Source organism: Limnohabitans sp. 63ED37-2 (assembly GCF_001412535.1).
Taxonomy (GTDB): domain Bacteria; phylum Pseudomonadota; class Gammaproteobacteria; order Burkholderiales; family Burkholderiaceae_C; genus Limnohabitans_A.
The window spans coordinates 184,540-206,461 of sequence record NZ_CP011774.1 but is presented as its reverse complement, the minus strand read 5'-3'; the positions used below and the strand labels follow the sequence as shown (position 1 = coordinate 206,461).

The window sequence follows — 21,922 nt, the reverse complement described above, 5'->3', positions numbered from 1 at the left end:
TAGAGGGTGTCTCGCGTTCAACGGCGCTGGGCGGCACTGGCCACGGCGTTCAAGTCCACGCTTTCGAGTGCGCTGAAGATGGCTTCCACCGCCTTCTGTTCACTCGGGCTGGCCGCTTGCATGCGGGTGGTGTCCAGCAACTGGCGCATCACCGAGGGCTGGCCGCCAGCGGCAGCCGCACCGGGGTTGAGGGTGGGCACAAAACTGCCGCAGGTCATGCGCTGGCCTGCGCGGTAGTGCGGCGCGTAGTCGAACACGGCGTAGTGCTGCGTGGCGCAGTTGTCCCACATGGCCAGCGAGTCCTTTTCCCAGCGAAAGCGCACCATAAACTCGGGCTTTTTCACCCACTCGTACAGCATGTTCAGCACCGCCTCAGACAGGTCCATGTGCATGCCCAGCAAGCGCTTGGTCCAGATCGAATTGACGAACAAGATCTTGCGGCCGTTGTAGGGGTGTGTGATCACCGCCGGGTGGGTCACCGTGGGCGTGTTCTCGATCATCTTGCATTCTTGCTGACTGGCCAGCACCATCATGCCGCTCTTGGCGGACGCCCGTTGTGCCAAGCGTTCGTTGGCATTGATGCGGCGAAAGTGCCAAGGCAGGTCGTGGTCAGCCCGCAGGCCTTCCAGCATGGTCTGCATGCCGGGATTGAGCGCATCGTAGGCCGCACCGGCGTGCATCCACATCGTGTCCCCGCCAGAAGGGGGCAAGTCGGTGATGCGCAAGATGGAGACCATGTTGGGCTTCTTGCGAAAGGTCACATCGGTGTGCCAGCGATCGGTCTCAGGCGCTTCGTTGCCCTGATGCGAAATCAGCTGAATTTGTGGATGGCCTTCGATGTGGGGAAAGAACTCGTGCTGTTCCATCTCGCCAAAGTTCTGCCCCAGGCGGATGTAGGCTTCGGGCTTCAAGGCCTGCTTGCGGAAGAACACTACACCGTATTGCCACAGCGCTTGCTTGATCTCTTCGTACACGTCTTCAGAGCGGGTGTTGTTCAGGTCAACGCCGCTGATCATGCCGCCGATGGTGGGCGTCATGGGATCCACCTGGATGTGACGGAATTTCATGTTTTGATCTCCTTGATGTGGTTTTGCCCGTTGGCTTTATTGCCAATGCAGCAGGCGGCGTTCAACCCAGTTCATCAGCTTCATGATCAGCACGCCGATGAGCGCCAGATCAAACAGCAGCGACCACACGCCGTTGACGTTGAAAGTAGATCCAAGATAGGCAAGTTGTTGACCCAAACCCCGCTCGGAAGCAATGACTTCTGCGCCGACCACACCCAGCAAGGCATAGATCAGGCCCAGGCGCAGTCCCGAAAACAGCACCGGCACAGCGCCCGGCAAGGTGACCCAGAAGAACGTCTGTCGGCTGCTGGCGCCCAGGCTTCGCGTCAGCGTGATGTGGTCTTGGCTGACACCGCGGATACCAGCCACCGTGGTGGACAACACGATGAAGAAAGTCAGCGACACGCCCAAGGCGATCTTGGAGCCCACACCCAGCCCGAACCACAAGATGAACAGCGGCACCAGCGCGATGCGGGGCAGCACGTTCATGGCCGCGACGTAGGGCTCACAAAAAGCTTCGAGCTTGGGCCAGGTGACAAAGGCCAGGCCTGTCGCCATGGCAGCGACCGAACCGATGAAAAAGGACGAAAAAACGGCCAGCAGGGTGTAGCCCAGATCACCCCAAAGTCGGGCGTTGGCCAGGTTCTCCAGCGTGAAGCCGATGATCCCCAGGGGACTGCCCAGGAAGCTCGGGTCGATGAAGCCCGTGTGTGCGCCCCATTCCCACAGGCCCAGCACCACACCGACAAAGACGGCGTGCTGCGCCAGCATGCGCAAGGTGTCAGCCTTCATGGTGCACCCAACCTTCCTCAAGATGTTTCCAAACCTGGGCGTAGGTGCGGTGGAAGTCCTCGTTGGTTTGCAGCTCTCGGATGGAGCGTGGTCGAGCCAGCGGGACCTTCACATCGGCCACGATGCGCCCGGGGCGCGAGGACATCACCACCACCCGGTCGGCCAGCGCAACGGCCTCGGACAGATCGTGTGTCACAAACAGCACCGTTCGGTGACCGTCCTGACACAACTGCAGCAACAGATCCTGCAGCTGCAGCTTGGTTTGTGCGTCCAATGCCCCAAAGGGCTCGTCCATCAGCAACAAAGGCGAGGGCATGGCAAAGGTACGGGCCAAGGCCACGCGCTGGCGCATGCCATGCGACAGCGCCTTGGGCAGGCGGTATTCGGAGCCGCCCAGCCCCACCTGCTTGAGCATCTGCGCCGCCCGCTCCCGAGCCTCGGCGATGGGCATGCCACGCACTTTCAGTCCAAAGGCTGCGTTGTCCAGTGCATTGAGCCAGGGAAACAAGCTGTCGCGAGCCAGCATGTAGGCTACCTCATGGCTGCCAAGCTCAGGCGCTTGGCCCGCCACCTGCAAACGCTGGCCTGGGGGCAGATCCACCAAGCCCGCGCAGAGGTTGAGCAAGGTGGTCTTGCCGCAGCCGCTGGGGCCAGCCAGCGCCACAAACTCCCCGGCCTTGACCTGCAAGTCCACACCTTGCAACACCCACTGAGTGCCGTCAAAGCTCAGGTCGATGTGCTGTGCGTCGATCATCAGTGTTCCCTGGACAATTCGCTGTTGTCGACGTTCAAGGCAAGACTGCGGGTGCCATCTCCACTCTGCCCGGCAACAGCTTGTTTTCCGTCATGGCATTGGCCACCGCCTGCATGGCAGGCACGGTGCCACGGGCCTTGAAGTTGCTGATGGTGTTGCGCAGCGCCACTTCGGCGATCTGGTCTGCGTTGGGCAATTGCAGGGCAAAGGTCTTGCGCAGGACCTCCAGTGTCCTTCCGAAGTTGGCCGGGTTGGCCATGAAAGCCTCCGACAATTCCAGCATCCTGCGGATGGCGGCCACCGTTTGCGGATTGGCCGCAGCCCAGTCGGCCTTCACCGCCATGGTGCCAGCGCCTCCCCGTGTGGCCAGCAAACTCTTGGGTCCCTGGCCCTTACGGGGGTCCACCACCACGCGGCAGGCCTTGAGTACTTCGCACATGCCGTCGGTGGGCGAGAAGGTCATGATCAGGTCGACTTGGCCGCGGGTCAGCGCAGGAAAGGCGGTGTCGGGGGCACCCACGGCCACAAAGGTGACGTCGTTCGCGGTCAAGCCGACATCGGCCAGCATGTCAATGACCTGAAACTCTGCGCCCGAACCACGTTGGGTCACGCCGATTTTTTTGCCTTTGAAGGACTTGACCACCCCGGGATAGCCTTCTTTTTCAGTAGCCAGTTCGGTGTTGGTGCCTGCGGCCATGAAGAAGATCGGATCGGTGAAGCCAGCGCCAATGATGGAAATGGGCACCTTGCGGGCAACCGCGGCTGCAGCCACTTCGGTGGGCCCAAAAAACACTTCGATGTCACCCGAGAGCATCGTCTGCAAACCCAGCGGGGCAGCCGGGATGGTGCGCAATTCGCAGCGGATACCGGCTTGCTGGCAAAAGCCTTGTTCAATGGCCACACGCACCATCAAATTGCCGGTGCCGGGGTAGTCCTGGAAGCGGACCACGGACTGCGCCATGGCGCTGGCGCCCAAAGTCAGAGCGATGGCACCGAGGGTGGTGCGCACAAAAGCAGGGGCAGAAAATTTCATGTCGTCTCCAATGTGGTTCTTTGACTTGATCACCGTCAAGCTCGGCACCGCTGATTTAAAGCCCCAAGGATTTGTCAAATTGTTTCTGATGTGACAATTTAGGGGAAAGCACCCAAAAAACTTTTCAACACCCCATGAAGCACGCCACAGCCTTGCCACCCACCCGTCCTTTCAAATTTAAGCAAGTCACAGTGCGCCAGCCGGCCTACAAAGCACTCGATGCCGACGTGTTCACCAAGGTTTGGGCTGAAAATTCGGCCCTGACAGAGCGTTCAGCCAAGGCCTTGCACAGCGTGGGCGTGCTGCGCCAATGGACCGAAGGGCAAGTGGTGCTCAGCCGAGGGCAATCCACTTCGACAGCGTTGCTGCTGGTCAAGGGGCGCTTGCGGGTGAGCGTGACCACGCCCGAAGGCGAAGAGCAATTGCTGCGCTGGATGCTGCCTGGCGAAATTTCGGGCCTCAGTTCGGTGTTTGCCGAAACCACTTACCCGGCTGATCTGGTGGCCGTTGGCCCGACTCAGGTGCTGCACATCGAGCGCACTCGCTTGGTCGACCTGATCGCCCGCGACCCGGTCGTGGCTGTGGATTTGCTGCGCATCTTGGGCTTGCGCATCAACCAGCTGTTTGACACCTTGGCTGACCAAGGCATACACAGCCTGGAGCAACGCGTGTGGGCCACGCTGGAGAGGATTGCCAAGTTCAACAGCGTGGCCGTTCCCGACGGCGTGATGCTGCGTGTGAGTCAGTCTGATCTGGCACAGGCGGCCTCGGCATCACGCCAGCGTGTGAACCAGCAGTTGCGCCATTTTCAGGATCAGGGGCTGATTCGGCTGGGGTATCGGAACATCGTGTTGCTGCGCCGCTGAAGGCCAGGCCTCGGTGGTCAACCACTCAAGCGCTTTTCATGGAACCAAGCGCCTGCCCCGTGTGGCCGCAGGCCTTCAGCCCCAGCGTTGCATGAGTCGGCGCTGGGCCGACGCTTGCACATTCACCAAGCCCAGGTCCCCACGGTAGTGGGCCATCACACGGCGGTCCATCCACACGAACCACAGTGGCGGCAGATAAGCCACAGTGATCATGGTGGCGTAGCCTGCAGGCAGTTGCGGTGCGGACTCAAAATGCCGCAGCGCCTGGTAGCGGCGGCTGGGGTGGGCGTGGTGGTCAGAATGCCTTTGCAGTTGGTACAGCAAAAGATTCCCCACCAAATGGTTGCTGTTCCAAGAGTGTTCAGGCTCGCAGCGCACATAGCGGCCCGACGCATCTCGTTGGCGCAGCAAACCGTAATGCTCGACATAGTTGACCACTTCCAGCATGGAGATGGCGTAGACCGCCTGCAGCAACAAAAACGGCAGCGCCATCCAGCCTAACCACGCCACCAAAGCGCCAAACAAAAGCAGCGACAAGGCCCAAGCCTGCAGGTTGTGGTTTTGGCCGTGCCAAACACGCAACCCTTGTTTGTTCAAGCGCTCTTGCTCCAGCGCCCAGGCCGATTGCAAACTGCCCCACACCGATCGCGGCAAGAAGGCCCAAAAGCTCTCGCCCATGCGTGCACTCGCCGGGTCTTCAGGTGTGGCCACGCGTTTGTGGTGGCCCCGGTTGTGCTCGACAAAAAAGTGGCCGTACGCACTGGGGGCCAAGGCGATTTTGGACAGCCAGCGGTCCAGCGTCTCTTTTTTATGACCCAGTTCATGCGCGGTGCCAATGCCAATGCCGTTGATCGCGCCCACGGTGAACACCAAGGCCGCATAGCCCCACCAGGTCAGCGGCTGCGCAGTCGCAATCCAGGCGCCCACCACGGTGCCCAACATCAGCAGGGGCACGTAGGCCCACACCAAGGTGCGGTAAAACACATCCTGTTCGAGCTGCGCCACCGCCGATTCGGGTGGGTTGCTGAAGTCCTCGCCCAACACGCGGTCAAGCACGGGCAACAACACATGGATGATGACTGGGGCCAGCAGCATGCACCACCATTGGCCTGTCCAGACAAAAGCCAGCAAAGACCCTGTGAAAGCCAGCGGTATGGCGGGGCTGAGCAACCACCACCAGCGCTTGTCTTGCCAAGTCGGGTGCAGCAGGGCGGTTGGGTTGCTCATGAGCGCGAGCTGCCGGGGCTTTCAGAACCCACAAGGTCAATGGCGATCTGCATGGCTTGTCTCCAATTGTGGTGCCATTGTCAGGGGTGTTTGGGCCAACGAGATGTCGCCATGGCGAGGGGTTTGCTAGGAAAAACCCTGATGCACACAAGACAGGCCGCGACACGCTTAAGCCCTTATATTGGCCACACAAAACCTTTGAACGGGGGGAATTCATGGAATTTGACTACGTGATTGTGGGCGGTGGTTCGGCGGGTAGTGTGCTGGCCAGTCGCCTGAGCGAAGACCCAACCGTTCAGGTGGCCCTGATCGAAGCCGGGCCGCCCGACACCAGCGCCTTGATCCACTGCCCCGCAGGCATCGCGCTCATGGCCCGCACCGAAATCGTTTCGCAAAGCCTGAACACCGTGCCCCAACCCGGCTTGAACGGCCGCATCGGTTTCCAGCCGCGTGGTCGCACCTTGGGCGGCTCCAGCTCCACCAACGCCATGGCCTACATCCGGGGCCAAGCCGTGGATTACGACACCTGGGCCCAGCTGGGTTGTGCGGGTTGGTCGTGGGCCGAGGTGTTTCCCTACTTTCTCAAGGCCGAGCACAACGAGCGCATCCACAACGAGTGGCATGCCCAAAACGGCCCCTTGAACGTGGCCGATTTGCAAAGCCCCAATGTGTTTTCCAAACGCTTTGTCGAGGCGGGCATGCAAGCGGGTTTGGCGCACACCACCGACTTCAACGGCCCCACCCAAGAAGGCGTGGGCCTGTACCAAGTCACGCAAAAGGCAGGCGAACGGTTCAGCGCCGCCAAGGCCTACCTCACCCCCAACCGTGATCGCCCCAATTTGCACGTCATGACCGGCGTGACGGTGGACCGCATTGGCTTGGTGGATGGTGTGGCCCGGCAAGTGCACACCGTGCAAGGCGGCAAAACCCAGACCTTGACGGCCCGCCGCGAAATCATTTTGAGCGCGGGCGCTTTCCAGTCGCCCGCCATCCTCATGCGTTCGGGCATGGGGCCAGCGGCCCACTTACAAAGCTTGGGCATCGAGGTGCTGCGCGACCTGCCGGGCGTGGGCGAAAACCTGCACGATCACCCCGACGCCGTGCTGGTGGCCGATGCGCCAGGGCACACCGATTTGATCGGCGTTTCACCCAAAGGCGCGTGGCACACCTTGCAGGCCATGTGGGAATGGCGGCAACAACGCAAAGGTCGCCTGACGACCAACTTTGCCGAAGGCGGCGCGTTCTACAAAAGCCGACCCGAAGAAGCGCACCCGGACATTCAGCTGCATTTTGTGGTGGCCAAACTGGTGGACCACGGCCGCCAACTGACGCTGGGGCATGGCTACTCTTTGCATGTGTGTTTGCTGCAACCCGACAGCCGGGGCCGCGTGCAATTGGCCGACCGCAATCCCAACAGCGCACCGCTGATCGACCCGCAGTTTTTGAGCGACCCACGTGACCTGCAGCGCTTGCGCGACGGCGTTCGTCAAGCTCAAAAAATTCTGGCCCAGCCCGCATTGGCGGCGTATGGCAAAGAGTGGGCAGCATCCGCCAATGCCCGCACCGACGAACAACTGGACCACTGGATTCGCCAAAACGCCGACACGGTCTACCACCCGGTGGGCACCTGCCGCATGGGCACGGACAAGATGGCGGTGGTGGACGCGCAACTGCGTGTGCACGGCGTGCCGGGCCTGCGCGTGGTCGACGCGTCGGTCATGCCGCGCATCGTGAGCGGCAACACCAACGCGCCAACGATCATGATTGCAGAGAAGGCGGCGGACTGGATACGCGGCTATTGACCATGAAAAAAGCGCCCGAAGGCGCTTTGAGCGATGCCCTATGGCAGCGCCAGGGCTCCCCGCAGGGGCGATGTGGCAAAGCGAAGCGCCTCTGAGCCCCTGCGGGGAGCCCTGACGCTGCCTGCCCATTCAGATCACTTCTTCTTGGCCACCACCCGCACCATCTCCAAGCACTGCTTGGCGTAACCCCATTCGTTGTCGTACCAAGCGACGATCTTGACGAAGCTCTTGTCGAGCGCAATGCCTGCGGTCGCGTCAAACACGCTGGCGCAGGACTCGCCGCGAAAGTCGGTGGAGACGACTTTCTCGTCGGTGTAACCCAAGATGCCTTTCAGGGCGCCTTCGCTTTGCGCTTTCATTTCGGCGCAGATGTCGGCGTAGCTGGCGTCACTGTTCAGTTCCACCGTGAGGTCAATGACCGACACATCCGACGTGGGCACGCGGAAAGCCATGCCGGTGATCTTGCCCTTGATCTCGGGGATCACCACCCCCACCGCTTTGGCCGCACCGGTGCTGCTGGGGATGATGTTTTCGAGGATGCCACGGCCGCCGCGCCAGTCTTTGCGCGACGAGCCGTCCACCGTCATTTGGCTGGCGGTGGCGGCGTGCACGGTGGTCATCAGGCCGCGCTTGATGCCCCATTTGTCGTTGAGCACTTTGACCACGGGGGCCAGGCAGTTGGTGGTGCAAGAGGCGTTGGACACGATGGCTTCGCCTGCGTATTTTTTATGGTTCACGCCATAGACGAACATGGGGATGCTGTCTTTGGACGGGGCCGAGATGACGACCTTTTTGGCGCCCGCCACGATGTGCATTTGGCTGGTGGGCTCGGTCAGGTAATGGCCCGTGCATTCGAGCACTGTGTGCACGCCCATCTCGCCCCAGCGCAGGTTATGCGCGTCGCGCTCGTGCGAGAGTTTGATCTTTTTGCCATTGACGATCAGGGTGTCTTCGGTGAAGTCCACCGTGCCATCAAAGCGGCCGTGCACGCTGTCGTACTTGAGCATGTAGGCCAGGTAGTCGGACGGTTTGGGGTCGTTGATGCCGACGATCTGGATGTCGTCGTAGCCATGTTTGAGGGCGGCGCGAAGGGCCAAACGGCCGATGCGGCCGAATCCGTTGATACCCAACTTGATGGTCATGGTGAGAGCCTCGGGAGAAAGTTACTAAACGGTTACGTAACCGGATTTGAAATCAAAACCCTTGCACGGAGCTGATCCCTGAACGTGACTTCAGCGCCCACAGGCGCTGAAGCGGTTCATCCGGCGGGCCTGAATCAGGCCTTGAGCAGCGCAGCGTGGACGGTGTCGGCCACGTTCTCGGCGGTAAAGCCGAAATGTTTGAACAGCACGGGCGCTGGGGCCGACTCGCCGTAGGTGTCGATGCCGACCACGGCGGCGCAGCCGTATTTCCACCAGCCGTCGGTGGAGCCCATCTCGACCGCCACGCGGGGCAGGCCTTTGGGCAACACGCTTTGTTTGTATTCGGTGTCTTGGCGGTCAAACACATTGGTGCTGGGCATGGAGACCACGCGCACACCGATCTTGCGTTCGGCCAGCAGCTTTTGCGCGGCCAGGGCCAGTTGCACTTCAGAGCCGGTGGCGATGATCACGCCGTGGGTTTTCTTGATGCCAACGTGCTCGGGCTCGGACAGCACATACGCGCCACGGCTGATGTCGCCCAAATCGCTCTTGGGTGAGTAAGCCAGGTTTTGGCGGCTGAGCAGCAGGGCCGATGGGCGGTGGGCGTTTTGCAGGGCCACGGCCCAGGCCACGGTGGTTTCGGCCGTGTCGGCGGGACGCCACACGTCCAAGCCAGGGATCAGGCGCAGGCTGGCCGCGTGCTCGATGGACTGGTGGGTCGGGCCGTCTTCGCCCAGACCGATGGAGTCGTGGGTGAACACGTGCACCACGCGCTGCTTCATCAGCGCGGCCATGCGGATGGCGTTGCGCGAATAGTCAGAAAAGGTGAGGAAGGTGCCGCCGTAAGGGATGTAGCCGCCGTGCAGGGCCACGCCGTTCATGATGGCGGCCATGCCGAATTCGCGCACGCCGTAGTTGATGTGGCGACCGATCTGGCCTTCTTCGGTTTTGACCACATCGCCAGCCAGGTCCACGCGGAAGGCTGGGGTGCTCTTGGTATTGGTCAGGTTGGAGCCGGTCAGGTCGGCCGAGCCACCCAGCATTTCGGGCAGAGCGGCGGTGAAGGCTTCCAGCGCCAGTTGGCTGGCCTTGCGGCTGGCCACGGTTTCGCCCTTGGTGTGGGCAGCCACGACGGCGTCAAACGCCACCTGGTTGAAGTTCTTGGGCAAGTCGCCCTTCATGCGGCGCACAAACTCTTTGGCTTGTGCGGGGAAGGCGGCTTTGTACGCGGCAAATGCGGTGTTCCAGGCGGCTTCGCGGGCTGCGCCAGCGGCTTTGGCGTCCCAGTCGGCATACACCTCTTTGGGGATCTTGAAAGGCTCGGCCGTCCAGCCCAGGGCTTCGCGGGTGAGCTTGATTTCTTCAGCGCCCAAAGGCTCGCCGTGGGCTTTGGAGGTGCCTGCACGGTTGGGCGAGCCCTTGCCGATGGCGGTCTTGCAGACGATCAACGTCGGCTTGTCGGCGCTGTGCTTGGCGGCGGCGATGGCCTTGGAGACGGCCGCTGCGTCGTGGCCGTCCACGGCGTCGATCACGTTCCAGCCGCAGGCGGCAAAGCGTTGGGGCGTGTTGTCGATGAACCAAGGGGCCACTTGGCCGTCGATGGAGATGCCGTTGTCGTCGTACAGGGCAATCAGTTTGTTCAGCTTCCAGGCACCGGCCAGAGCCACGGCTTCGTGGCTGATGCCTTCCATCAAGCAGCCGTCACCCAAGAACACGTAGGTGTGGTGGTTGATGATGGTGTGGCCAGGCTGGTTGAACTCGGCGGCCAGCATTTTTTCGGCCAGGGCCATGCCCACGGCGTTGGTGATGCCTTGGCCCAAGGGGCCGGTGGTGGTTTCCACGCCGGGGGTCACGCCCACTTCGGGGTGGCCTGCGGTTTTGCTGTGCAGGGTGCGGAAGTTTTTGAGTTCCTCAATCGGCAGTTTGTAGCCGGTCAGGTGCAGCACCGAATAAATCAGCATCGAGCCGTGGCCGTTGGACAGCACAAAGCGGTCGCGGTTGGCCCAGTGCGGGTTTTTGGGGTTGTGTTGCAGGTGATCGCCCCACAGCGCGACAGCCATGTCGGCCATGCCCATGGGCGCGCCGGGGTGACCGGAGTTGGCTTGTTGAACGGCGTCCATTGCGAGGGCGCGGATGGCGTTCGCCATTTGTGCTTGATTGGCCATGTGGGGCAACTCCGGGGAAGTATTCTGGTAAACCCGAGATTTTAGCGGTTGTCAGCCTTGGGTCACCGACAGGGCCAAGACCAGATCGGCCCAGGCCTTGGCCTTGTCGGCCGGGTTGCGCAACAAGCTTGACGGGGGGTAGGTGACCACCACCGGTACGCCCTGAAAGTCGTGCAAACGGCCGCGCAGTTTGCCCATGGGCTCGGTGCTGCCCAACAGACTCTGGATGGCAAAACGGCCCATGGCCAAAATCACCCGGGGTTGCACCAGCGTGACCTGGCGCGACAAATAAGCCGCGCACGTGGCCAACTCCGACGTTTCGGGGTTACGCCCGTTTTGGGGGCGGCATTTGACGGCGTGGGTCAGGCAAGCCTCGGGCAGGTCGGCAAGGGCATTGGCATCGGCGTTAGCGTTGTGGGCTGAGCCCTGGCGGCGCACGCCCACGGCTTTGAGCATGTTGTCCAGCAACACGCCTTCCGGCCCAGTGAAAGGCTGACCTGAGGGCTCATCGGTGTCCGAAGGCAAGTCGCCCACCACCATCCATGGGGCAGTGCCCTGGCCCGAGCCCAAAATGGGGGTTTGGCGTGCAGCGCCCAGACCGCAGGACTGACAGGATTGCACAGCCGTTTGCAGCTCGAGCCAGCCCATGCTGGGCAAGCCTTCGGGCAAAGGCGCCAACACGGGGTCCTTGGCCTGCACCGGGGCGGGTGCGAGCGCCAAAGGCTCACGCGTTGCGGGGCGGGTGGCTGGGGCCTGCACTGGCACGGACGCCCTCGGAGCCGCAGGCAAAGAAGGGCTTGCAGCGACGTACTCACCCGGTGCTGGCACTGCCGTATCTGTGGCCCTGGCCGGTACAACTTCCACCACAGCGTGGGGCTCGGCATCGCTTCGCTGCGGCCACCACACGCGCACACCCATCTCGGCCAGCATGGCGCGTTGGCGGTCGTCCAAGTCAAATCGGGTGGGGTCGCTCATGTTCAGGCTCACAGTTTCAAACTCATCACCACCGCATGCTCTCGCTGCAGGCGACCTGCCGGATAGTAATCCTTGCGGATGCTGACCTGCTTGAAGCCGTACCGCTCGTAGACCTTCAGTGCACGCAGATTGCTTTGGCGCACCTCCAGCCACAGCCATTGCGCTCCGGCATGGCGCGACATGAGCGACAAAGCGTCCAGCATCATGTGGCCCCAGCCCTGGCCTTGCCGGGCGGGCGCGACGGTGATGTTGAGCAAATGCATTTCTTCCACCCCGTGCATGGCCAAAAAATAGCCCAGCAATTCGCCGTCCAGCCACAGGCATTGGGCCTCGAACAAGGGGTTGAGCGAGTCACGGAAATTGCCCCGCGTCCAAGGGTGGCTGTAGGCGGTTTGCTCGATGGCGATCACCGCGTCCAGATCGTCCTGCGACATGGGGGCCAGCGTGACGCGGTTGCGCGTGGCCTCTGACGGCTGGGCGCCTTCTTCAGATGAAGCAGGATTCATGGACAGACTCATGGATGCGCAGTGGCCTTGTCCAAGGCGATCTGGGCCTTCATGGCCTCGCGCTCGGCAGTGGTGTTGGCCACTTTGTCGCGGATGTAGAGCGGCATGGCCTGCTCGGCCGGAACGGCCAAGCCTTGAGCCCACAAGGCCGGAGCCAGGCGCAGCAAAGCGGCGGCGGTGGGCAGCGCCTCGCAGCGCCAGCCCTCCGACACCACTTGGGGCAGTCGCTCGCCGTACGCGGCAAAAGCGTTGCCGGCTTGCAGCACCATGGGGCCGTCGGGCATCTGCAATTTTTCTGGCGCACCCACCTGCAAGGGCATGGCTGCTTGCCAACGCCCGTGGCTTGCGCCCGGTACGGGCTCCCAGCGGTAAGCGGCGCTGTAGACCTCGTCCATGCGGGCATCCAACAGCGCCAGCACGGTGAGCGCGGCATCGGGTGCGATGGCCCCGGCCTGCACTTGCGACCAGCGGGCCTCTTCGGCCACGGCCAGCAAAGTGTCGACGGGCAACACGGGTACATCGGCCCCAAAAGCCAGACCCTGCGCCACTGCGCAGGCGGTGCGCAAGCCGGTGAACGAACCCGGTCCGCGGCCAAACACGATGGCGTCAAGCGAAGCCAGTGGCATGTCGGCTTCGGCCAGCAGCGCCAGCACCGCCGGAATCAAACCGCTGGAGGCTTGTGCGCCGCCGGGCAAAGTTTGGGTCCAGACCTGCTCACCGCGGGCCACGGCCAAAAACAGCACATCGGTGCTGGTGTCAAAGGCCAACCAGCGGCGCTCGGGGCTGGGGCTCATGGCTGGCTTCCTGTAGACAAAGGAGCGGGTGCGGCTGCAGGTTTTTTGGCCTGCCGCACACCAAACAAAATGCCACTGGTCACCAGCGCCAGCCCGGCCAGCAAATTCCAGTGCATGGGCTCACCCAAAAACCACACCGCCCCCAGCGCCGACAGGCCGGGCACCAGGGCCGTGATCATGGTCGAGCGCACCGGGCCATAGTGGCGCACCATCTGCGTGAAGGTGATGCCCGAGATGACCACCGAGCCCACGCCCTGGAAGACGGCCTGGAACAGGATTTCGGTCCACGGTACCTGCATCAAATGGGTGGGCAGCAGCCCCAAGCCAATCAAGGTCAGGTACACGGGCACAAAACTGACAAAGGCAAACGCGGTGATGGCCATGGTCGCTCGCACCGCATCCAGGCCATGCCGACGCACCGTGATGCTGTAACCCGCCCAACAGCAAGCGGCGGTCATGAACAACAAATCGCCTTTCCAGACCTCGCCGCCGTCAAAAGCCATGAGCAAGCTGGCACCACCCACCAGCACATCGCCCAACACAATGAAGCCCAGCCCCAATGCGCGGGCCGAGGACACTTGTTCACGCAAGACCAGCCAGGCCAGCAAGGTGGTCCACAAAGGCAAGCTGCCAGGCAAGAGCACCGACGCATGTGAGGCGGGCGCAAAAAAGAAACCCGTGTAGGCCAACACGGCATAAAGCAAGCCACCCAACACGCCAGCCTGCACGGTCGGGGCCAAGGGCAAGGGCGACAGGCCGCCCAAGGAGCCCACTTTTTCACCGGCTTGGCGTGCAGAGCGCATCAACCACCAAGCCCAGGGCAGCAAGATGCTGCTGGCCCCCAGAATGCGGGCCAGCGCGATGTCCAGTGGCAGCAAACCCCGAGATGCCGAAGCCCGCGCAATGACAATGAAACCGGTCCAGATGAGCACCGTGATGACCGCAGAAGCCAGGCCCACGGTTTTTGAAGAAAATCGCATGGCCCGAATCATACGGGGCTGCCGCAGCAGCTTGTCCTTCGCAGCCCGATCACCCCCTGTGACCGTTAGACTTGAGCGATGTCTGCCACCCGCGCCAAGCGCCTATTTTTGTCCACGCTCACCCACGCCACCGCTGCGCCTCGTGCAGCGGGTTTTGCATGGGCCATCGCAGTGGGCTGCATATTGGCTTGGCCAGCTTTCGCCCAAAACCGCTCCGAGTCGGCAGAAGCCCAGACCCTCACCAACCAAGCCCGGACCACACTGCCCCGGCATGTTCTGCAAACCCTGGAAAAGGCCCAAGTTCCGCCTTCGGCCCTGAGCGTGCTCATCGCCCCCCTGCCCCAAGGTCCTACGTCCAACAGCGCCCAACCTCGGCATTTGTCGCACCAAGCCCAAGCCAGCGTGAACCCTGCTTCGGTCATGAAGCTGTTCACCACCTATGCGGGTTTGATCCTGCTGGGGCCCGACCACGTCTGGCGCAATCGGGTGTACACCGATGGCCCGGTGCGTGATGGGGTGCTGCAGGGCAATCTGGTCGTGCGCGGCAGCGGCGACCCCAAGCTGGTGGTTGAGCGCCTGCAAGAGCTGCTGACCCAGGTCCGATCAGCGGGCGTGCGCGACGTGCGCGGTGACATCGTGCTGGACCGCAGCGTGTTCGACGTGCGCGAGCGCAGCGAGCCCTTTGACGACGAACCCCTGCGGCCCTACAACGTGGGCCCAGACGGGTTGCTGCTCAACTTCAAGGCGGTGGTCTACAAATTCACGCCCGACGCCGCCAGCGGCCAGGTGCAGGTGCGCTTTGAACCGCCCCTGGCCGGGTTCTCGGCCCCCACGCAACTGCCACTGAGCCAGACCCCATGCAGTGACTGGCGACGCCAGCTGCAGGCCGACTTCAGCCAGCCGCAACAAGTGCGCTTTGCGGGCCGCTACCCGGCCAGCTGCGGTGAGCGCGAATGGCCCGTGGCCTACCCCGAACCCGAAGCCTATGCCCCCCGGGTCATGCAAGCCCTGTGGCAACAAGCGGGCGGGCAACTCACGGGGCAGGTGCGCTACGGCTCGCGCCCAGCATCGGCCAAGCTGCTGCTGGAAGCGCCCTCCTTGCCCTTGTCCGACATCATTCAGGACATCAACAAGTTCTCGAACAACGTGATGGCGCAGCAGCTGTACCTGACGCTGTCGAGCGAGCTGGGCGCACCCGGGCGGTTTGAGGCCTCGCGCTTGCGCCTGTCGCAGTGGTGGCGTCAAGGCTTTGCCGTGCACGATGAACCGGTGCTGGACAACGGCTCGGGCCTGTCCCGCACCGAGCGCAGCACCGCGCAGGCTTTGACGGCTTTGCTGCAAGCCGCACACTCCAGCCCGCACGCCCGGCACTTTGTCAACTCCTTGGCCATCGCCGGGGTGGACGGCACCGCCGCCCGACTCAAAGACCGCAGCCCGCAGTCGCCCGTGATCGGCAACGCCTGGCTCAAAACCGGTTCGCTGCGCGATGTGGCCTCGGTGGCCGGTTATGTGCAGGGCCAAAGCGGCCAGCGCTACACCCTGGTGGCCGTGCTGCACCACCCCAATGCCCACCAGGCCCGGGCCGCACTCGACCAATTGCTGGAGTGGACGGTGCGCGACACCACCTCTCCCCGGGCCAAAGCGCCCCAAACACCCTAAAACCCACCATGAACCTCATCGACTGGGTTGGCTCTTTGGCCGCCTTTCTGACCACCGCCAGCTTCATTCCGCAAGCCTGGCAGACCTTTCGAACCCGTGATGTGAGCGGCATTTCGCTGGGCATGTACAGCCTGTTCACCGTGGGCGTGGCCCTGTGGCTGGTCTACGGCATCTTGATGGTGGCTTGGCCCATCATCATTGCCAACACGATCACCACCAGCTTGGCGCTGATGATTTTGGTGATGAAGCTGCGGTACCGCTGACCCGCCACAAAGACCTTAGAAAAATCGGTATATACCCCATGGTTTGAATCCCAGCCCCCGTATACATTGTTTGAAAAGAACGCTCGTTCTTTTTCTAACCACTTGGAGACCTATCCCATGAAAACAATGAAATACGGACTGTCCATTTTGGGTGTTGCCCTGCTGGCTGCATGCGGCGGCGGCGATGCACCCCACGGCTCCCTGCTCGATTCGCCTGTGTTGCTGCACACCCTGAGCAAAGCGCAGCTCGATGGCGGCCCCTTGGCCCCCCTGAGCGGCAAAGCCAAGTGCGATGTCAAGGTCATCTCGCTCAATTACGTCACCCCCGGCGCCAAAGGCGAACAATCCAACGCTTCTGGGGTGCTGCTGTTGCCCTCGGGCGCCGATTGCACTGCAGCAGCCCCTCTGGTGGCCTATGCCAAGGGCACCGATGTTCAAAAAACCCGCACACTCGCCAACCCAGCAGACGGTGAAACCTTCCTCTTGGCGGCTATGTATGCCGGCCAAGGCTATGCCGTGGTCGCCACCGACTACTTGGGCTTTGCCAAGTCCAACTACAGCTACCACCCCTACTTGCACGCAGACTCTGAGGCCACATCGGTCATTGACTCGATCCGTGCTGCTCGCAATGCCGTGTCGTCGCAGGGCGGCAAGCTCAATGGCAAGGTCATGTTGACCGGTTACTCACAAGGCGGCCACGCCTCCATGGCGGCCCACCGCGCCATCGAAAAGAGCCTGTCCTCTGAAATCAATGTGGTGGCAGGCGCTCACTTGGCGGGTCCTTACAACATGTCGGGCTCAATGAAAATTCCGGACGCCATTGCCGGCTATCAGTTCTTTGTGCCCTACCTGGTCACCGCATGGCAAAAGATTTATGGCAACCTTTACAGCAATGTCTCTGACGCTTTCAAAGCACCCTATGCAGATGGCATCGAGAGCTTGCTGCCCAGCGCCACTTTGAACTACACCACATTGGTCACATCAGGCAAATTGCCGGGCATCAATGGCGAGACCCCCAACCAAGCGCGTGATGCTTTATTCCAGACCAGCTTCAGCAGTGACATTTTGACCAACCCCAACAATCCGACCTTCTTGGCCGCCAAAAAGAACGATTTGCTGGATTGGTCTCCCAAATCACAGACCATGCTGTGCAGCGGCAGTGGCGACCCCACCGTGCCCGCAGCAGTTCACCAGTCCGTCATGAAGGCGGCATTTGATGCCAAAGGTCTGACCAACGTCACCTCGGTGGATGTACACCCCTACATCGAAGCGACCTATGGACCGATCACCATGGCCAATATTGCCAATTACCACGGCACTTACGCTCCACCGTTCTGCCACGCACAAGCCAAAGGTTTGTTCGATTTGGTGAAGTGATCCGGCCTTAAGCCGCAGCGCGTTGCAACCGATCCCGCACGCCTTCCCACTCGGGGGTGTCGGGCGGCAGCTGCACCCAAATTTGGCTCACCCCACGGGCGTCCAAGTCGCGCAACACACCAAACAAGTCGTGCGCGGCTTGTTCGGCTGTGGTGGCTTGCTGGCGCCACAACACCCCAGCGCCTACACCAGACCCCATGCCCTGCTCGCTCGCAGGCCGCTCGGCCGACCACAGCCCGAGGTTGTTGGCGTGTGGCCCCAAGGCTTGTAATTTAGAAGCGATGTCGGTCGCCGACATCAGGCGCACCTTGGCGCGAGGCGCGTAATGCGATTCGAGCGTGCCCGATGCACGGGGTGCAGGCTGACCCAGCACCGCTTGGGGGGCGTCTTTGTCCAGCACGGCACGGCCACACGCCACTTCAATTTGCACGCGCGTGATGTGCCCAGGGCGCAGCAGGACCGGCTCGCCTCGGGTGCAGTCGATGATGGTGGACTCGATGCCCACGTCGCAGTCGCCGCCGTCCAAGATCAACAAATCGGGGCCCAGCTCGGACTGCACATGCAAAGCGCTGGTGGGGCTCACGCGGCCAAAGCGGTTGGCGCTGGGGGCGGACACGCCCAACACACCCAAGACCGCACAGGCTTGCAAAAGCCGCTGGGCCACCGGGTGCGAAGGACAACGCAAGCCAATCGAGTCTTGCCCCCCCGCAGAGGCCGCAGCCACACCGCTTTGGCGCGGCAAAATCAATGTCAACGGACCGGGCCAAAAGGCATCGATCAGCGATTGTGCAAAGTCGGGCACTTGCGCGGCAAACACGGGCACTTGCGCGGCGCTGGCCACATGCACGATCAGCGGATGGTCCGCCGGGCGGCCCTTGGCCACAAAAATTTTCGCCACCGCTGCATCGTCGGTGGCATTGGCCGCCAGGCCGTACACGGTCTCGGTCGGCAGGCCGACCAACTGGCCGTCGCGCAGCGCTTGTGCAGCCTGCGCGATGGCCGCTTCGTTGGCACTGAGGATCATGCCCAACCTTAAAAGGCTTCGATGCCGAGCAAAGCGGCCGCCTGCAAAGCGGTGGCCCGCACCGCCTCGGGCGTCGGCCCCGTGATGTTCAGGTGGCCCATCTTGCGGCCGGGTCGGGCAGACAGCTTGCCATACAGATGCAAGTGCGTGCCAGGCAGCGCCAGCACCTGCGCCCAAGCGGGGCTGGTCGGGCCTTTGCCAGTGGGCGTGACTTCGGGCCACAAATCGCCCAACAAGTTGAGCATGATGGCCGGTGAATGTTGGCGCGGCTGCGTGAGCGGCAAGCCTGCCAGCGTGCGCACCTGCAAATCAAATTGCGACTGGTCGCAGGCGTTCATGGTGTAGTGGCCGCTGTTGTGCGGGCGCGGGGCCATTTCGTTGACGACCAGCTGACCACCTTCGAGCATGAAAAACTCCACACACAGCACGCCCACGTAGTGAAGGCCTTCGGCAATCGCGCGGGTCGCGGCCACCGCTTGCGCGGCCACATCGGCCGGCACCGCACCTTCGTACACGCTGGTCACGGCCAAAATGCCGTCGCGGTGCAAGTTCAGTTGCACCGGAAAATTCACCACCTGCCCATCCGCGCCACGCGCCACGATGACCGAACACTCGGCCTGCAGCGGCAGCATTTTCTCAAGCACGCAGGGCACGCCCTTGAGCTCATCCCAAGCTGCGGCCAATTCTTCGCGGGTCTTGACACGGATCTGGCCCTTGCCGTCATAACCCATGCGCGAGGTCTTCAAAATGCCAGGCAGCAAATCGTCGCCCACAGCCGCCAACTGCGCCGCCGTCTCGATCACGGCATGCGGCGCGACCGGCACACCGCAGCGCACAAAGTGGGCCTTCTCGGCGGCGCGGTCTTGCGCAATCGCGACCGACTCGGAGGCCGGGGCCACTGGGCGGTGTGCGCCCAGCGTCAGCAGGGCCGGAGCAGGCACGTTTTCAAACTCGGTGGTGATGGCCGCGCAGCGCTGCATCAACTGCGCCAAGCCCTGCTCGTCCAGGTAATCGGTTTGGATGTGGTGGTGGCTCACCAGTCCGGCGGGGCTGGCCGCATCGGGGTCGAGCACAGCGGTGAAGTAACCCATGGCCTGCGCCGCGTGCACGAACATGCGGCCCAGCTGACCGCCGCCCATCACGCCCAACGTGGCCATTTGGCCATTGACCATGGAGCCCGGCAAGATGGCGCGGCTCATGCGGCACCTGCTGGTGATACGGGAGGAAGCGTCATGGCGCGGGCCATGGCAGTTTGTTCGACGCGGAAAGCTTCCAGCTTTTGGCGCAAAGCAGGGTCGTTGTTGGCCAGCATGGCCACCGCAAACAGGGCCGCATTGGCTGCACCCGCTGCGCCAATGGCAAAAGTGGCCACAGGCACGCCTTTGGGCATTTGCACAATGCTGTGCAGCGAATCCACGCCCGACAACGCCTTGGTCTGCACCGGCACACCCAACACCGGCACCACGGTTTTGGCCGCGATCATGCCGGGCAAATGGGCCGCACCGCCAGCGCCCGCGATGATGGCCTTCAAGCCCCGCTCGGCCGCGCTCTGTGCATACGCAAACATATCGTCCGGCATTCTGTGGGCCGAAACCACGCGGGCATCGTGAGGGATGCCAAACTGTTGGAGAATCTGGACTGCGTGCTGCATGGTGTCCCAGTCGGAGCTGGAACCCATGACGACGCCGATGAGCGCTTGAGTCATTGGGTGCTTTTCGTGATCAATGTCGAATTTTAAGGTTTCACCCGCTTGGGGTTTGAAACACAACCCGGAACACTGCCCGCCATGATGGACGTCACGATACAAAACTTTGAAGCCGAGGTCATCGAAGCCTCCATGACCACGCCCGTGCTGGTGGACTTTTGGGCCCCTTGGTGCGGCCCCTGCAAATCGCTGGGCCCTGTCCTCGAAAAAGTGGAAACCGCCTACGAAGGCCGCTTCAAGCTGGTCAAGATCAACTCCGATCAAGAGCAGCAACTGGCCCAAGCCTTTGGCATCAAAAGCATCCCCACCTGCGTGCTGCTGATGAACGGCCAGCCGGTCGACGGCTTCATGGGTGCTTTGCCCGAGGGCCAAGTCAAGCAGTTCCTGGACAAACACCTGCCAGCCGCTGAAGAGCTACAAGCTCAAGCTGCCGCCGAAGAGGCTCAGCAACACCTGCAAGCCGGTGACGCCAACAGCGCCCGCGCCGCGATGGAACATGCCCTGGCCACCGATCCCGGTAACGACGACGCCCGTTTTGACCTGGTCAAGATGCTGATTGGCTTGGGCGAGTTGGCCGAAGCCGCCGCCTTGCTGGCCCCCGCCATGAGCCGCATTCCAGTGCCACTGCGCTTTGAGGCGCAAACCCAGTGGCTCAACGCGCTGGAGTTTGTGACCACCGATCCCCGCGGCGGCTGGGAACTCGACCAGTTTGACGCCTTGATCGCCCAAAACAAACGCGACTTTGAAGCCCGTTTTGCCAAAAGCCGTTTGCTGATCGCCATTGGCCAATGGGAAGCGGCCATGGACGAACTGCTCGAGATCATCATGCGCGACAAAAAGTGGGACAACGAAGCCCCACGCAAAACCTTTGTCGCCTTGCTGGAGTTGATGACACCGCCCAAGTCCAAAACGCAAGACGCCACCGGCAAATCAGCGGGCGGTATCGAGTTGATGGGCAAAGCGGCCCTGCAAGAAGACCCGCACATGGCCATGATCTCCAGCTACCGGCGCAAGCTGAGCATGGCGCTGAACTGAGCTCAGACTGACCCCAAACTCAAAGCCCGGTGCACCTGCAGTGAAGCAGGTTGACCGGGCTTTTTAACGGGTGAGCCGCCAAGCGTTCAGCGCGTGGGTCCAGCTTGGCGCTCGATGTCCATGTGCATGCGCTGGAGCAACCCGGCCCACATGAGCACCTCGCCCACCACAAACATCGGCCCCACCAACAAGCCGACGACGTCGTCCACAAAAGCGGGTTTTTTACCTTCGAAATAGTGGCCGATGAACTGGATGACCCAGCCGATGAAAAACAAACCCAAGCCCGCCTGCCACACCGCCAGCCCCAGGGCTTGCGCCAGAGGCGGGACCTCATGGGCGGCCGCGATCAACACGCCATTCACAAACGAAGTGGCCGCGCCCAGCAAAACATCGCCCCGGCTCAGGTACCAAACGCTGGTCAGTGCCCACAGGGCCCAGGCGAGCGTTACCGTCTGACCCGCCACCACCCAAGATGGACTCAGCAGCAGGACGCCGATGGACAAAAAAATCAGCGGGATGCCCAGCAGATGGGTCACGATGTTGCGGCGATCGCGGTGGTAATGGGCGTACTGGACCATCAAGGTGGTCGCGGGGCGAAAAAGCGTCATTCCATTTCCTCGTTCTGGCGGTCAAAACGCCAAATGTAATACCTGCCGTTACAGATATTTACCGGTTTCAACTCACAAGCCGGGCCGTGCCCGTATTTTTTGGTCGCTTGCAACTTAAAATTTAAACACCACTTTTGAATTCATTTTG

21 protein-coding genes are annotated in these 21,922 nt (G+C 62.1%); 6 read left to right on the top strand and 15 right to left on the bottom strand.

The features are described 5' to 3' along the window. Positions 1-17: 17 nt before the first annotated feature. From L63ED372_RS00920 to L63ED372_RS00905, 4 genes are read right to left on the bottom strand one after another with little or no spacing between them, the layout of a single operon-like run. Positions 18-1,067 (bottom strand): TauD/TfdA dioxygenase family protein, encoded by a 1,050-nt coding sequence (locus tag L63ED372_RS00920; protein WP_082431546.1) that lies wholly within the window; start codon positions 1,065-1,067, stop codon positions 18-20. A gap of 36 nt (positions 1,068-1,103) precedes the next feature. Then, complete coding sequence (locus L63ED372_RS00915; RefSeq protein WP_062402020.1) at positions 1,104-1,859, bottom strand: ABC transporter permease; 756 nt, start codon at positions 1,857-1,859, stop codon at positions 1,104-1,106. Next, positions 1,849-2,613, bottom strand: coding sequence for an ABC transporter ATP-binding protein (locus L63ED372_RS00910; RefSeq protein ID WP_062402019.1), 765 nt, complete (start codon positions 2,611-2,613; stop codon positions 1,849-1,851). Before L63ED372_RS00910 ends, L63ED372_RS00915 begins: the two co-directional genes overlap by 11 nt. Positions 2,614-2,647: 34 nt before the next feature. After that, positions 2,648-3,646 carry an ABC transporter substrate-binding protein gene (locus tag L63ED372_RS00905; protein ID WP_062402016.1) on the bottom strand — a complete coding sequence of 333 codons (999 nt, stop codon included), beginning with the start codon at positions 3,644-3,646 and terminating at the stop codon, positions 2,648-2,650. Positions 3,647-3,780: 134 nt separating this feature from the next. On the opposite strand from L63ED372_RS00905, the gene L63ED372_RS00900 reads away from it, so the two are divergent. Next, complete coding sequence (locus tag L63ED372_RS00900; RefSeq protein WP_062402013.1) at positions 3,781-4,512, top strand: Crp/Fnr family transcriptional regulator; 732 nt, start codon at positions 3,781-3,783, stop codon at positions 4,510-4,512. Between the two features lie 75 nt (positions 4,513-4,587). Here L63ED372_RS00900 and L63ED372_RS00895 read toward each other — a convergent pair whose 3' ends face one another. Further along, positions 4,588-5,739, bottom strand: a complete 1,152-nt coding sequence (locus L63ED372_RS00895) for an alkane 1-monooxygenase (RefSeq protein WP_062402010.1) — start codon at positions 5,737-5,739, stop codon at positions 4,588-4,590. A gap of 215 nt (positions 5,740-5,954) precedes the next feature. Here L63ED372_RS00895 and L63ED372_RS00890 point away from each other — a divergent pair, with 215 nt between their 5' ends. Then, complete coding sequence (locus L63ED372_RS00890) at positions 5,955-7,541, top strand: GMC family oxidoreductase (protein ID WP_062402007.1); 1,587 nt, start codon at positions 5,955-5,957, stop codon at positions 7,539-7,541. 134 nt (positions 7,542-7,675) lie between these two features. Here the strand turns inward: L63ED372_RS00890 and gap are convergent, their stop codons facing one another. The 6 genes from gap to L63ED372_RS00860 form a co-directional block, all read right to left on the bottom strand. After that, positions 7,676-8,683, bottom strand: a complete 1,008-nt coding sequence (gap, locus tag L63ED372_RS00885) for a type I glyceraldehyde-3-phosphate dehydrogenase (protein WP_062402002.1) — start codon at positions 8,681-8,683, stop codon at positions 7,676-7,678. Between the two features lie 134 nt (positions 8,684-8,817). Next, positions 8,818-10,848, bottom strand: coding sequence for a transketolase (gene tkt, locus L63ED372_RS00880; RefSeq protein WP_062401999.1), 2,031 nt, complete (start codon positions 10,846-10,848; stop codon positions 8,818-8,820). 51 nt (positions 10,849-10,899) lie between these two features. Continuing rightward, the gene (locus L63ED372_RS00875; protein WP_062407466.1) at positions 10,900-11,823 is read right to left on the bottom strand and encodes a uracil-DNA glycosylase; all 924 of its coding nucleotides are present in this window, start codon (positions 11,821-11,823) and stop codon (positions 10,900-10,902) included. An 8-nt stretch (positions 11,824-11,831) separates the two neighbouring features. Beyond that, positions 11,832-12,329 carry a ribosomal protein S18-alanine N-acetyltransferase gene (rimI, locus tag L63ED372_RS00870; protein WP_156343526.1) on the bottom strand — a complete coding sequence of 166 codons (498 nt, stop codon included), beginning with the start codon at positions 12,327-12,329 and terminating at the stop codon, positions 11,832-11,834. 8 nt (positions 12,330-12,337) lie between these two features. Beyond that, positions 12,338-13,123, bottom strand: a complete 786-nt coding sequence (gene tsaB / locus L63ED372_RS00865; RefSeq protein WP_062401996.1) for a tRNA (adenosine(37)-N6)-threonylcarbamoyltransferase complex dimerization subunit type 1 TsaB — start codon at positions 13,121-13,123, stop codon at positions 12,338-12,340. Next, a complete protein-coding gene (locus L63ED372_RS00860) occupies positions 13,120-14,103 on the bottom strand; it encodes a DMT family transporter (RefSeq protein WP_156343525.1) in 984 nt (327 codons plus the stop codon). The genes tsaB and L63ED372_RS00860 overlap by 4 nt, the downstream gene beginning before the upstream one ends. A 78-nt stretch (positions 14,104-14,181) precedes the next feature. Here L63ED372_RS00860 and dacB point away from each other — a divergent pair, with 78 nt between their 5' ends. The 3 genes from dacB (at position 14,182) to L63ED372_RS00845 (ending at position 17,402) form a co-directional block, all read left to right on the top strand. Further along, positions 14,182-15,762, top strand: coding sequence for a D-alanyl-D-alanine carboxypeptidase/D-alanyl-D-alanine endopeptidase (dacB, locus tag L63ED372_RS00855; RefSeq protein ID WP_197275295.1), 1,581 nt, complete (start codon positions 14,182-14,184; stop codon positions 15,760-15,762). A gap of 8 nt (positions 15,763-15,770) precedes the next feature. Continuing rightward, positions 15,771-16,025 carry a SemiSWEET transporter gene (locus tag L63ED372_RS00850; protein WP_062401989.1) on the top strand — a complete coding sequence of 85 codons (255 nt, stop codon included), beginning with the start codon at positions 15,771-15,773 and terminating at the stop codon, positions 16,023-16,025. Positions 16,026-16,142: 117 nt separating this feature from the next. Continuing rightward, positions 16,143-17,402: a lipase family protein gene (locus L63ED372_RS00845; RefSeq protein ID WP_062401986.1), complete on the top strand. Its 1,260-nt coding sequence runs from the start codon at positions 16,143-16,145 to the stop codon at positions 17,400-17,402. A 7-nt stretch (positions 17,403-17,409) separates the two neighbouring features. On the opposite strand, the gene L63ED372_RS00840 is transcribed toward L63ED372_RS00845, so the two are convergent. From L63ED372_RS00840 to purE, 3 genes are read right to left on the bottom strand one after another with little or no spacing between them, the layout of a single operon-like run. Beyond that, positions 17,410-18,426 (bottom strand): L-threonylcarbamoyladenylate synthase, encoded by a 1,017-nt coding sequence (locus L63ED372_RS00840; protein WP_062407462.1) that lies wholly within the window; start codon positions 18,424-18,426, stop codon positions 17,410-17,412. A gap of 8 nt (positions 18,427-18,434) precedes the next feature. Then, positions 18,435-19,625: a 5-(carboxyamino)imidazole ribonucleotide synthase gene (locus tag L63ED372_RS00835; protein WP_062401984.1), complete on the bottom strand. Its 1,191-nt coding sequence runs from the start codon at positions 19,623-19,625 to the stop codon at positions 18,435-18,437. Then, on the bottom strand, positions 19,622-20,131 hold the full coding sequence (purE, locus tag L63ED372_RS00830) for a 5-(carboxyamino)imidazole ribonucleotide mutase (protein WP_062401981.1): 510 nt from the start codon (positions 20,129-20,131) through the stop codon (positions 19,622-19,624). Before purE ends, L63ED372_RS00835 begins: the two co-directional genes overlap by 4 nt. 81 nt (positions 20,132-20,212) lie before the next feature. Here purE and trxA point away from each other — a divergent pair, with 81 nt between their 5' ends. Next, on the top strand, positions 20,213-21,166 hold the full coding sequence (gene trxA / locus L63ED372_RS00825; protein WP_062401976.1) for a thioredoxin: 954 nt from the start codon (positions 20,213-20,215) through the stop codon (positions 21,164-21,166). Between the two features lie 86 nt (positions 21,167-21,252). Here the strand turns inward: trxA and L63ED372_RS00820 are convergent, their stop codons facing one another. Continuing rightward, positions 21,253-21,774: an Mpo1 family 2-hydroxy fatty acid dioxygenase gene (locus L63ED372_RS00820; protein WP_062401973.1), complete on the bottom strand. Its 522-nt coding sequence runs from the start codon at positions 21,772-21,774 to the stop codon at positions 21,253-21,255. Between the last annotated feature and the right edge of the window lie 148 nt (positions 21,775-21,922).

Coding starts and splice junctions, on each gene's coding strand:
- L63ED372_RS00840 (WP_062407462.1), bottom strand. CDS start 18,426: ATGATCCTCAGTGCCAACGAAGCGGCCATCGCGCAGGCTGCACAAGCG.
- L63ED372_RS00920 (WP_082431546.1), bottom strand. CDS start 1,067: ATGAAATTCCGTCACATCCAGGTGGATCCCATGACGCCCACCATCGGC.
- tkt (WP_062401999.1), bottom strand. CDS start 10,848: ATGGCCAATCAAGCACAAATGGCGAACGCCATCCGCGCCCTCGCAATG.
- gap (WP_062402002.1), bottom strand. CDS start 8,683: ATGACCATCAAGTTGGGTATCAACGGATTCGGCCGCATCGGCCGTTTG.
- L63ED372_RS00850 (WP_062401989.1), top strand. CDS start 15,771: ATGAACCTCATCGACTGGGTTGGCTCTTTGGCCGCCTTTCTGACCACC.
- L63ED372_RS00905 (WP_062402016.1), bottom strand. CDS start 3,646: ATGAAATTTTCTGCCCCTGCTTTTGTGCGCACCACCCTCGGTGCCATC.
- L63ED372_RS00915 (WP_062402020.1), bottom strand. CDS start 1,859: ATGAAGGCTGACACCTTGCGCATGCTGGCGCAGCACGCCGTCTTTGTC.
- L63ED372_RS00835 (WP_062401984.1), bottom strand. CDS start 19,625: ATGAGCCGCGCCATCTTGCCGGGCTCCATGGTCAATGGCCAAATGGCC.
- L63ED372_RS00875 (WP_062407466.1), bottom strand. CDS start 11,823: ATGAGCGACCCCACCCGATTTGACTTGGACGACCGCCAACGCGCCATG.
- trxA (WP_062401976.1), top strand. CDS start 20,213: ATGATGGACGTCACGATACAAAACTTTGAAGCCGAGGTCATCGAAGCC.
- purE (WP_062401981.1), bottom strand. CDS start 20,131: ATGACTCAAGCGCTCATCGGCGTCGTCATGGGTTCCAGCTCCGACTGG.
- L63ED372_RS00910 (WP_062402019.1), bottom strand. CDS start 2,613: ATGATCGACGCACAGCACATCGACCTGAGCTTTGACGGCACTCAGTGG.
- L63ED372_RS00900 (WP_062402013.1), top strand. CDS start 3,781: ATGAAGCACGCCACAGCCTTGCCACCCACCCGTCCTTTCAAATTTAAG.
- L63ED372_RS00820 (WP_062401973.1), bottom strand. CDS start 21,774: ATGACGCTTTTTCGCCCCGCGACCACCTTGATGGTCCAGTACGCCCAT.
- rimI (WP_156343526.1), bottom strand. CDS start 12,329: ATGAATCCTGCTTCATCTGAAGAAGGCGCCCAGCCGTCAGAGGCCACG.
- L63ED372_RS00890 (WP_062402007.1), top strand. CDS start 5,955: ATGGAATTTGACTACGTGATTGTGGGCGGTGGTTCGGCGGGTAGTGTG.
- L63ED372_RS00860 (WP_156343525.1), bottom strand. CDS start 14,103: ATGCGATTTTCTTCAAAAACCGTGGGCCTGGCTTCTGCGGTCATCACG.
- tsaB (WP_062401996.1), bottom strand. CDS start 13,123: ATGAGCCCCAGCCCCGAGCGCCGCTGGTTGGCCTTTGACACCAGCACC.
- dacB (WP_197275295.1), top strand. CDS start 14,182: ATGTCTGCCACCCGCGCCAAGCGCCTATTTTTGTCCACGCTCACCCAC.
- L63ED372_RS00895 (WP_062402010.1), bottom strand. CDS start 5,739: ATGAGCAACCCAACCGCCCTGCTGCACCCGACTTGGCAAGACAAGCGC.
- L63ED372_RS00845 (WP_062401986.1), top strand. CDS start 16,143: ATGAAAACAATGAAATACGGACTGTCCATTTTGGGTGTTGCCCTGCTG.